This window comes from Heyndrickxia sp. FSL K6-6286, assembly GCF_038630395.1.
Classification (GTDB): domain Bacteria; phylum Bacillota; class Bacilli; order Bacillales; family Bacillaceae_C; genus Heyndrickxia; species Heyndrickxia oleronia.
The window spans coordinates 3538951-3549146 of sequence record NZ_CP152029.1; the positions used below are offsets into that span (position 1 = coordinate 3538951).

Sequence of the window (10196 nt, forward strand, 5' to 3'; positions counted from 1 at the left end):
ATAGAAGAAATAAAAAAATGAAAAGATAGGGATGTTCATTTTCTACCAACCCTATCTTTTCATTTTTTATTGTACTTTTTTGTTCTTTCCGCGTTTACGGACAGTAACGACAAATAGTATAAATGCGACCCAGATAGCAACAAGGACGGCAATCATCACATAGTTAATACCTGTTTTCTCTACAACATTGTAGATTTCGGATGTTTCCCTGTCTAATGCAAGCTTGAAAACACCATTATCTTCTCTTTCAATTCCCCCACTAATTAATCCTCTTAATTCCTTATTATCTTGTAATTCATCTTGCGAAATGTTAACTATTTGAGTTTTATCCGTATTATTGATTGCAACAATATTGATTTTGCCTTTGTATTCTCTTTTAAATACAACCATTCCATCTTTATCATAAATGGTTTTCATCGTTCCCCTTCTAAGGGCTGGTTGCATCTGACGAATTTCCCCAATCATTGTCATGTAATCGATTAATTCTTTATCCGCGCGAAAATTCATCATTTGGCGATTTTCTGGAGCATTACCACCATCGACAGCAATCTCTGTTCCATAATAAACGATTGGTATTTCAGGCTGTGTATATAAATAGGTCAATGCAAGCTTCCATCTTGTACCAGGAAAAAGATTATTATTAACCATATCCCGTGTATATCGCTTCATATTTGGATTATCATAAAAAGCACCGATCAAATTTGCATTTTTATATGTTTCTTTATGTTGATTTATGATATCAAGTACTGGCTTAATTGGCTGATTAATATTGGAAAAAGCATCACGCATCGGTTGATTTAAGTTATGATCCATCATTCCGTCAAAGCCTGCTTTTTCATGATTTTTAATTAACGAATTTGAACTAACTTCTCCCAGTAAATATAAATCACTCTTTTTTGATTTTACAGTTGAAGAGAATTCCTTCCAAAATGATTCCGGAAAATGATCAGCGTCACTTAGAAAATATCCATCTATATCTGTTTGATTAACCCACCATTTAGCTGCATCAATTAAATACTGTTTCACTTGAGAATTTTCCTGATTCAATACAGGCAATTGATCTTTTGTTGTTCCATTAAACCAGTCCTTTTTAGCCGAATCTTGGACAAGTGAATTTTCCGGGCTTACTTGATAAGTTGGAAAATCAATTATTATTTTCATATCACGATTATGTACTTCTTTAACTAGCTTCTTAAATGATTTTAATGAACCAAAATGCTCTTCTGTCTTATAATAGTCTTTAATTCGTGAACCATCGTACCCTTTATCATCATTATCGAAAATGGGTGAAAGCATGACAGTTGTAAAACCTAGATCCTCCAGGTAATCTAATTTATCGATAATTCCTTGAAAGTCACCACCTTGATACCCTAATGGGTTCAATGCATTTACGTTTTTATCATTACTAGAATCCCCATTATTAAATCGATCAACGATTAAATAATATATCATTTGATCCTGCCAATCTTGCTCTTCTACACCCGCCGCATGAACTGGTACTGAATAAAAAAGAAGAAGCAGAGTAAAGCAGAATGCTAAAACCTTTTTAAGCATAAAATATCCTCCTAAATAATTCCTCGCATTAAGATTATCCTTTCTAGAATCTAACGTCAAACTAATACAGTGAAATTAAAAGAAAAATAGCCTACAAATTTGAATTTTATATGACACATCTTTGTCTACTGCAATAGAAGTAGTCCGGAATAATTTAATTTTTATTACGTAAAGACTGTATGAATATCCCGTTGATTGTCCAAAACGATGATAGACGATTGAATATTGGAGGTTTATTTGATGGGACAATTACAAAGAATGCAGCTTATAGAGCATCAATCAAGGGCCTTTTTAGAAGGGGTGATTGAGAATATTAATGATCAATGGGTATTTTTTGATTATGAGACTGATGAAGCGATGATGCTTGAACACTATATCGATCAAGAAATTGAAATCTATTTTCAGCATAAATGGATTAAAGGAATATTGGAAGAAGATGGTCGTCTCAATCATAAAAATGAAACGATTTTTCTATTGGATAAAATGAAGGTAAGAATGAGAAAGCAGATCGTTTTTTCACTGCAAATGTTATTGGATGAGTTTGAGGATGATGTATTTTTACAGTTTCTTTCCACGCTAAACACATTGGATTTTTCCATATATGATTGTATTTTTTGTCATAATCATCTTTCATTTTTAGATAATCTTGATAAAAAACAAGGGGTAAATATTCTTATTTTTGATAATGAAGAATCTGTTGTGGCGGTCCAACACCATTTTATTTATGAAAATGAAAAACAAGATCGATTTGAATTCACCTTGAGTACAGGTAAAAGAGTGGTTATTGATAAAATGTTAAAATAAACGGAGCCTAGGCTCCGTTTATTTATATCATTATGCTGTGCTGGTGATTCAACCATTCCTTTAATTGATCAGGGAATAACGGTTTTTCAATGAAGTAGCCTTGTAAAAAATCACAATTCATTTCTTCTAAAATTTCTAGCTGCTCCGTTGTTTCAATTCCTTCTGCTGTAACTTGTAATCCGAGCCCATGTCCCATTGTCATAATTGATTTTACAATGGCAAAATCAGGAGTATTTACATCTAAATTCTGAATAAATGAACGATCAATCTTTAAAATATGGATCGGCAAATTTTTTAAATAGCTCAAGGAAGAATAACCAGTTCCAAAATCATCAATCGAAATTTTCACACCAATATTCGTAAGTGCTTTCATGACTTCTATGGTTTTTTGTGAATCATTTAGCATGACCGTTTCTGTTAATTCTAGATGAAGATATTTAGGATGCAGTCCTGAATATGCTAGTGCATTCTTTACCTCTTCAATAAACCATCGGTTTTGAAATTGAAAAGCAGAAACATTAATTGATATACTTACATCAGTTAATCCTTCATTATGCCAATCCACAACCTGTTTACAAGCCGTTTTCAATACCCATTTCCCAATTGAATGGATTAAACCCGTTTCTTCGGCTATTGGAATAAACTCTAAAGGTGGAACTATTCCTCTTTGAGGATGCTGCCAACGGATTAGCGCTTCACAAGTTATCAGCTTTCTAGTCCCCTTTTCAACGATTGGCTGGTACAAAAGGTATAATTCATTATTTTTCAAAGCACGCCGTAGATCACTTTCCAGCTCTAAACGTTTAATGGTTTCATCATTCATTTCATCAGAAAAGAAAATCCATTCATTCCCGCCTTGGAGCTTTGCTCGATTTAAGGCAATATCAGCATTCTTCATTAATATATCACTATCATATCCGTCATAAGGATACATACTAACTCCAATACTCGCAGTTATAAAGAACTCCTTATCTTGAAATTTGAAAGGTAGTTGTATGGCTTCTAATAATAATTTACACATATTAGTGACATATTCAGGGCTTGAATTTTTCGTTAATAAAATAGTGAATTTATCACTTCCAAATCTTCCTACATAAGCCCCTGTTAAAAGACAATTTTTTATTCTTACTGCCATTTCCTTTAAAAACAGATCGCCAGCATCATGTCCAAGTGCATCATTAATCATATTAAACCGATTAAAATCAACAAACATAACAGCTAATGTCCGTTTTTTCTTTTTAGCTCTCTCTAACATCCGATCAATAATTTCTTTAAATTTATTACGATTAGGTAACCCTGTTTCCTCATCATAATTAGCTAATTGTGTGATTTTCTTTTCAAATTCTAAGTTCTCTGTTATGTCTCTTCCAATTCCATATATCCCCACACATTCATTATTCACAGTTATCGGGATATTTTTTATATGATAATACGAAGCTTTGCCATTCTTCGTATATATTTCAATGTCATAATACTGAGGTTTCCCATCAATTGTTCGGTGAAAATGTCTTTTGATTCGATTTACATCTGCCTCTTGAACTAATTTTAACGCAGATTTTCCTAACAACTCTTCTTGTGCATACCCTAAGTTTTTAAGAAAAACAGGGTTCATACTAGTAAAATTCCCTCTTAAGTCTGTAGAATAGATCATATCTGTATTATTATTAAATAATGAACGATATTGTTCTTCTGATATTTTCATCTCATTATTCAGAGCTTTAATATCTTGTGACGAAGCATTAATTAAATTTGATAGAGTAACGAATGTATGAGCATAATCAGGCATATGGTAATGAAGATCTGGTACCATTTTGCTTTTTTCCTTAGCTTCGGAAAAGGCTAGATAGGACATTGAATGAGAAAATACTTGCGGAAATCCTCCTTGCCGCTTGGCAATTTCTCCATTACAAAAAAACCCACTAACCGGCGCATTCATAGCTAACGATTTTAACTCAAATTGTGCTAATCCCTCAATCCCTTTCATTCGTGTGATACTGTGGAAAACAAACACAGAATCAATTTTCTGCAACTTTAAGTTCTTTAGTTGCTTAATAGATGAATTTACTTGGCTCTCAATATTTGGAATAGCGAATGTTATTTCTTCCCCCTCAAAAATAGAATCACTTACCTGGATTCCACCAAAATCTACGGTTCTTTTAATAAAAAATTCCTTTTTCTTCCCATTTCTATGAATCAGTAACGGAAATTCCAAGCCGGAATATGGCAATCGGTTAATAAATCCTTGTCCCAAATAAGTCTTTAATACTTGTACTGGCTTTTTCCCATCAATTTCATATATTCGTTGATTTTTTGATTTTGTAACGGTAAATGTACTTCCAATCTCCTGCCAGTCAGCATTCACCATTGTTTTTACATAAAGGTTCTGATTATCTAATGAAGCAACAGCTATCCCATGGCTAGTTATCCCCTGCTGTGTGACTATAAAAGAATGATGGCTAGCCTCTTCTGCCATTACCCCTCCTACAATATGAACGTCTGGACTCCATTCATAAATACCTGATAGAACGTCATTTAGAAGAGAATGATGGTGACTTGCGAGTACAATTAATACCTTAGTTTCAGAGTTTACTAGTTCTTTCACAATCGTTTGTCCAAGCTGAAACCCATTCATATCTTCTTGGATAGTAAATAAATTGGAATGAATATTCGTTTTATCAAAAACAGTAAAGGTGAGGATTGGCTTTCTCTCTGAAACCCGACCATCTATAATTTCTCCACGGGAATTGCCACCAATCAATTTTGCTTTCGGAAGATGCTTTAAGAGAGTATTTCGTAATGTGTCCAATTCCTGACCTTCCATTTGTGAAACATAAGCTTGTATCAATAAAGTTGGATATTGTGCTAACTCATGATCATCAATAAACTTTATTAATTGCCCTTCATTTTCATAAATTAGTTGAAATGACGTTGCCATGGTGTCAATCCACCACCTTAATTGTCGAAATTTTGGTTATCTTTACACTTATTTTACAGGATAAACTTCCCACTGTCACTAAGACCAAAATAAAAAAGCGTCATCGCTTTTCAGCTAATGACGCTTTCTATTATCCAAATGGATGTAATCCCATACGTAGTTTTACAAATCCTAGGTATAGAACAGCTACAAAGAAAATGATGAATAATAACCAGAAAAGACCTGTACCTTTTCCTTTCTTAATACGAGTTAAAATCATTTCCATCATTCCAATGACAAGTAAACCACCTAATAATTTCATTCCGTATAGTGCAGGACCAAATGTTGATTGGAATTTAAAGAATAGAATTCCACCTGTGATAATGACTAATATGTAAAATAATCTTAGAATCATGTGAACAATCTTAGAGCCTTTTGTATTTGCACTTTTATAAAGTGCAAATGCAATGACAAACAAGATGATTGCAATGACCCATGTCGTAACATGTGCATGTGTTGTATACATTTATTTAACCTCCTAAAGTTTTATGTGCTTCAAACATCTTATCATAAGAAGAGTATTGAAGATATATCCCTTAATCTATTGTACTTTATTTGTCAAAGTTCCAATCCCATCGATACTAATATCGATTCGATCGTTCTTTTTCAAAAATTTAGGTGGATTGAATCCTTTCCCTACTCCAGAAGGTGTTCCTGTAGCAATGATGTCTCCTGGTTCTAATGTCATTCCTTTTGATAAAGTAGAAATAATGGTTTCAATGGAAAAAATAAAATGTTTTGTATTTGAATGTTGGCGAATTTCATCATTGACTTTCGTTGTAATTGTTAAATCATTGGGACTAGAAATAGTCGAATGATGAACAATCCATGGTCCAATTGGACAAGATGTATCTAAACTTTTTCCAATAAAAAACTGCTTATGTCTACTTTGTAAATCCCTTGCAGTAATATCATTTAGAATGGTATAGCCAAAAACATATTGCAATGCTTCTTCCTCTGAAATATTTTTCCCTTTTTTGCCGATAACTACAGCTAATTCCCCTTCATAATCTAGTTGATTCGTAATCTCGGAATGGGATTGTATAGTAGTTAAATGCCCTGTGACTGTTGTTGTTGCCTTTGTAAATACCATTACATGCTCCGGAATGTCTGCTTCACTTCCCATTTCAATTGCGTGTTCACGATAATTCTTGCCTACACACATAATATTTTTTATTGGATGTGGAATTGGTGAAAGCCATTCGATCATATCCTTATTGACTAGATATGTATTTCTTTCATTCCCCAAGTTCTCTATTGCTTGGTTAACTGAGCTAATAAAGGAATCCCCCTGCTTAATTCCCTCTATTAGTGTTAAAGGTAAGGTACCATCTTTTTGTGCCAACAAGGCAAGATTCATTATTTCATTAGATTGATCATTAAATACCCCATATTGCTCTGTTCCATTAATCTTAAAACTTAAAAATTTCATTTTCTCACCCCTTTATCCATTTATTTTGATTTTATAGCTTTCCCATAAGTTAGTAAACGCCATACTTTTTCAACAGGTCCATATTTAAACTTAATAAACCATAGCTCTGCTAGTACTACCTGTATGATATAGATTAATATAGCGAGCAGCATACTTGTTCCTAGTGTCAGCTTAGTATATAAACCCAATCCATAATGATAAAAAATCAATGTACCTACTATTGATTGAGTTAAATAAATTGTTAATGACATTCGACCAGCCGTAGCAAAAGGTTTGAAGAGTTTACTAAAATATTTATTTGTTAATAAAAGAATGATAAGTGAAATGTAAGCTAGGCTTAAAATCGTTCCTCCTAATGATTGCTGTATAAATTTATATGCAAGGTTAGAATCAATAACTACGGGTAATAGCTTTAAAAATAAGCCAATGATTGCTGAAAGAATAAATAAAACAAGCCACTTCTTCTTATCTATTTTCGTTTGAAGCCATTTAAGCTTCGCTGTACCTGCCCCAATCATCATTAATGGAATGATAGAAAATAGGATAAAAATAATATTTTCTGGCCCATTCACCATATACCAATCATGAAAACGCTGTGCTGTAATTTCAATATATGTACCTGAACCGTAGTTTTTTACTGACTCAGTAATACCTGCCATATCTGAATATGTGCTAATATCATGTGGTGAAGTCATCGCAAGAAGCATTAATAATAAACTAAATAGAAGGTTAGGAATCAAAAATAATGCTAATCCAGAATAGATCAATGTTTTTCCGGACCAATTTAATATAAGCATTAAAATCAATCCGAATATTGCATAATTCACTAAGATATCTCCAGACCAAATAAAAAAGGCATGAATGGCTCCAATTACTACTAATAGCAAAAGTCTGCGAACACCTAATTTATTAAATGAAATACCTTTTTGTTCGCATCGTTCCCTCAAGATCACTAATCCATATCCAAACAGCATAGCAAATATCGGATAAAAGCTAGATTGAACTAATACTTCAATCCAGGAGAACAAAGACTTGTCTGTTCCCTGCCACCACCCCTGTGGGTCGTAATATAGGATTGGTGATTCGAACGAGATCATATTTACAAGAAAGATACCTAGTAAGCTAAATCCTCTTAATACATCTAAAGAAGAAATTCTTTCATTACTTTGAATTGGCTGCACTTGACTGTCTGTCCTCCTAAACATTTATTAATTTTAAAAGATAAAAAATAACGATCTAATTTCATTGTACAATGACTTATCCAATTAGGCGAATGAATCACACATCTTTTATTTTCTCATATGATATTCATGTAATCATGGATTTTAGGCTTTTTCAGAATTCTGCTAAAGAGATGTGATTCCTCATTTGGGAATTTTGGTAAAAAGGATGTGAACGGTTATGCCAGGCTTTGTTGGTGCCGTTCAAATCATGAATATTGGTTCGAGCGGTGTTTTTCATATCGGTGATGTTTTTCAATTGACTCCCATATCAACAGCAAAAACCTTTGCAGGAGCGGGATCTTTTAATACGGGAGAGACTTTAACCATTAGCAATCATCAATCTGCAACAAATACTTTCGATAATGATGGAATTGATCAGGGAAATAATTTTAATTTGTAATAGGTGTGATTATATGAAGGTTTATATTCAACAAACGATTCAAATAAGGATGATTAAAATCGGGGGGATTTCTAATTCCTCTGTATTCCAGATTGGTACGGCCGGAATCATAAAGCCAGCTTCCTATTTGTATGATACTGGATGCTTTACTGAACCCGCACCAGTAATTGGAACTGCGCAAGGGGCTGAAGAATTCCCGCCAATTGTCGTTCCTTTTAGAAATGATTAATCAACGTTGATCATCATATGATACACAATCAACAACAAAAAGGGAGGTTTTATTTATGATTGATTATAATGGACATATTCAAAAATTATATCAATATATTCAATATCAACAAAAAAAACTATCCCAATTTGAAAAAATGATTAACAAATTATCGAAGGAAATTGATGCGCTTAAGGATAAGCCTCCAATCAATGTGGAGCGTTTAGAATATAAATTTGATCAACTAAAAATCGAAAAACTCGATGGTACATTAAATATCGGGATAAATCCCGCGGATTTAAATAATATCGAGGATATGGAAATTCCTACTCCCCAAATGCAACCGAATTTTATTACGAATCCTGCTTTTAAACAGAACCTTTTAGATCGATTAGGGCAATACATTAGTAAAGATGTCAACTCAGTAATCCATGATACCGAACAACAATTAGGCTATCGATTGGATACGAAATATCGAGATTTTATCATAGAGGATCTTCAAAAACAACTTCCACAGCGGGTTGATTATTTCATTAACATTCTTGCGGGGGAAAATCATGGAAATGTGACCCAAGAGGAGTTATTAAACCAAGTATTTGCAAGATTGAAAGCAGACATTGATCAAGCAGTATATATGTTTATTTCGAAATTACCAAATAATATGAACGGAGATGAGCAGAATGGAGCTTAATGTAGTCAATCGAGAAATTAATGTAGGTAACATACGTGTAATCGGGATAGCGAGTTCCTCACTTTTCCTTATTGGTGATGCAGAAACCATTCAGCAAGCAGCAACCTTTGATACACCGGCGGAATCTCTAATTATTGGACCGTTTACTCCATTTGTTCCTGATTAATAATATGAATATGGCGCAAAGAAATTCTTTTGTAGATGATGTAAGAATAAATGATATCTTCTATGCATCTAATGTCCATATTGGAGACTCTACCTTTCTAAATGCATATAATAGAGTATTTGCGGTCCAAAGGGAAAAACAAATTTATTATGGATATGAAGCCGATTATGAAAATTTCGCAAATTTCAAGGAGCCTATTCCGATCCCACCAATTTCTGAAACACTCCGTTTTAATCGATATAATGCCAATCCAAATATTCATGTTTCCTATGTGAGAATAATCGGTTTATCTACAAGTGCTATTTTCCATATTGGTAGTACAAAAAAGGTCTATCTGGAATCAAGGGTTCATCATACTCGACAGTTAGAAGAAAAATCTAGGAAACCTTCAGAGAGTGTACAGCGGTAATAAATATAGTTCTTCAATAGTTAATTACGATAAGCTATAAATCTATACGAAGAAACCAAGAAAGTTTTTAAGAGCCTATAAAAATACTTCTTTAGAAAAGGATGTTGACCATGCCTGCCTTAGTTGGGGCTACACAAATTATTAATGTTGAAGGTAATGGTGTCGTACATTTCGGAGATACAGCGATTATATCCCCAAAAACCAGTGCGAAAACTACAAATGGCTCTGGGGCAGTAAATACAGGAGCTTTATTTATGGTTAATAATGGATTTAGTTTGAATACAACCTTTGATGCAAATCTAATCGATCAGCCTATTGCTGGAAATAATTAAATA

Annotated in this window: 12 protein-coding genes; 7 read left to right on the forward strand and 5 right to left on the reverse strand. The window is 33.4% G+C overall.

From position 1 onward, the window contains the following. Nucleotides 1–66 precede the first annotated feature (66 nt). Entirely contained in the window at nucleotides 67–1554 is a 1488-nt protein-coding gene (locus MHI39_RS17815; RefSeq protein ID WP_342539863.1) for an alpha-amylase family glycosyl hydrolase, read from the reverse strand. A gap of 240 nt (nucleotides 1555–1794) precedes the next feature. On the opposite strand from MHI39_RS17815, the gene MHI39_RS17820 reads away from it, so the two are divergent. Next, nucleotides 1795–2358, forward strand: coding sequence for a DUF2777 family protein (locus MHI39_RS17820; RefSeq protein WP_180213250.1), 564 nt, complete (start codon nucleotides 1795–1797; stop codon nucleotides 2356–2358). Between the two features lie 22 nt (nucleotides 2359–2380). On the opposite strand, the gene MHI39_RS17825 is transcribed toward MHI39_RS17820, so the two are convergent. The 4 genes from MHI39_RS17825 to MHI39_RS17840 form a co-directional block, all read right to left on the reverse strand. Next, nucleotides 2381–5293, reverse strand: coding sequence for an EAL domain-containing protein (locus tag MHI39_RS17825; RefSeq protein ID WP_342539864.1), 2913 nt, complete (start codon nucleotides 5291–5293; stop codon nucleotides 2381–2383). A 130-nt stretch (nucleotides 5294–5423) separates the two neighbouring features. Further along, the gene (locus tag MHI39_RS17830; RefSeq protein WP_342539865.1) at nucleotides 5424–5798 is read right to left on the reverse strand and encodes a YisL family protein; all 375 of its coding nucleotides are present in this window, start codon (nucleotides 5796–5798) and stop codon (nucleotides 5424–5426) included. Between the two features lie 75 nt (nucleotides 5799–5873). After that, nucleotides 5874–6764, reverse strand: coding sequence for a fumarylacetoacetate hydrolase family protein (locus tag MHI39_RS17835; RefSeq protein ID WP_342539866.1), 891 nt, complete (start codon nucleotides 6762–6764; stop codon nucleotides 5874–5876). Between the two features lie 20 nt (nucleotides 6765–6784). Then, nucleotides 6785–7945 (reverse strand): DUF418 domain-containing protein, encoded by a 1161-nt coding sequence (locus tag MHI39_RS17840; protein WP_342539867.1) that lies wholly within the window; start codon nucleotides 7943–7945, stop codon nucleotides 6785–6787. 220 nt (nucleotides 7946–8165) lie between these two features. Here MHI39_RS17840 and MHI39_RS17845 point away from each other — a divergent pair, with 220 nt between their 5' ends. From MHI39_RS17845 to MHI39_RS17870, 6 genes are all read left to right on the forward strand, one after another. Continuing rightward, nucleotides 8166–8387 (forward strand): spore germination protein, encoded by a 222-nt coding sequence (locus MHI39_RS17845; protein WP_342539868.1) that lies wholly within the window; start codon nucleotides 8166–8168, stop codon nucleotides 8385–8387. Between the two features lie 13 nt (nucleotides 8388–8400). Further along, on the forward strand, nucleotides 8401–8616 hold the full coding sequence (locus MHI39_RS17850; protein WP_058004778.1) for a spore germination protein GerPB: 216 nt from the start codon (nucleotides 8401–8403) through the stop codon (nucleotides 8614–8616). Nucleotides 8617–8671: 55 nt separating this feature from the next. After that, entirely contained in the window at nucleotides 8672–9286 is a 615-nt protein-coding gene (gene gerPC / locus MHI39_RS17855; protein WP_212942447.1) for a spore germination protein GerPC, read from the forward strand. Continuing rightward, nucleotides 9276–9452 (forward strand): hypothetical protein, encoded by a 177-nt coding sequence (locus tag MHI39_RS17860; protein WP_058004776.1) that lies wholly within the window; start codon nucleotides 9276–9278, stop codon nucleotides 9450–9452. The genes gerPC and MHI39_RS17860 overlap by 11 nt, the downstream gene beginning before the upstream one ends. Nucleotides 9453–9462: 10 nt before the next feature. Beyond that, a complete protein-coding gene (locus tag MHI39_RS17865; protein WP_212942735.1) occupies nucleotides 9463–9861 on the forward strand; it encodes a spore germination protein GerPE in 399 nt (132 codons plus the stop codon). Between the two features lie 110 nt (nucleotides 9862–9971). Further along, the gene (locus MHI39_RS17870) at nucleotides 9972–10193 is read left to right on the forward strand and encodes a spore germination protein (RefSeq protein WP_058004775.1); all 222 of its coding nucleotides are present in this window, start codon (nucleotides 9972–9974) and stop codon (nucleotides 10191–10193) included. Nucleotides 10194–10196 lie beyond the last annotated feature (3 nt).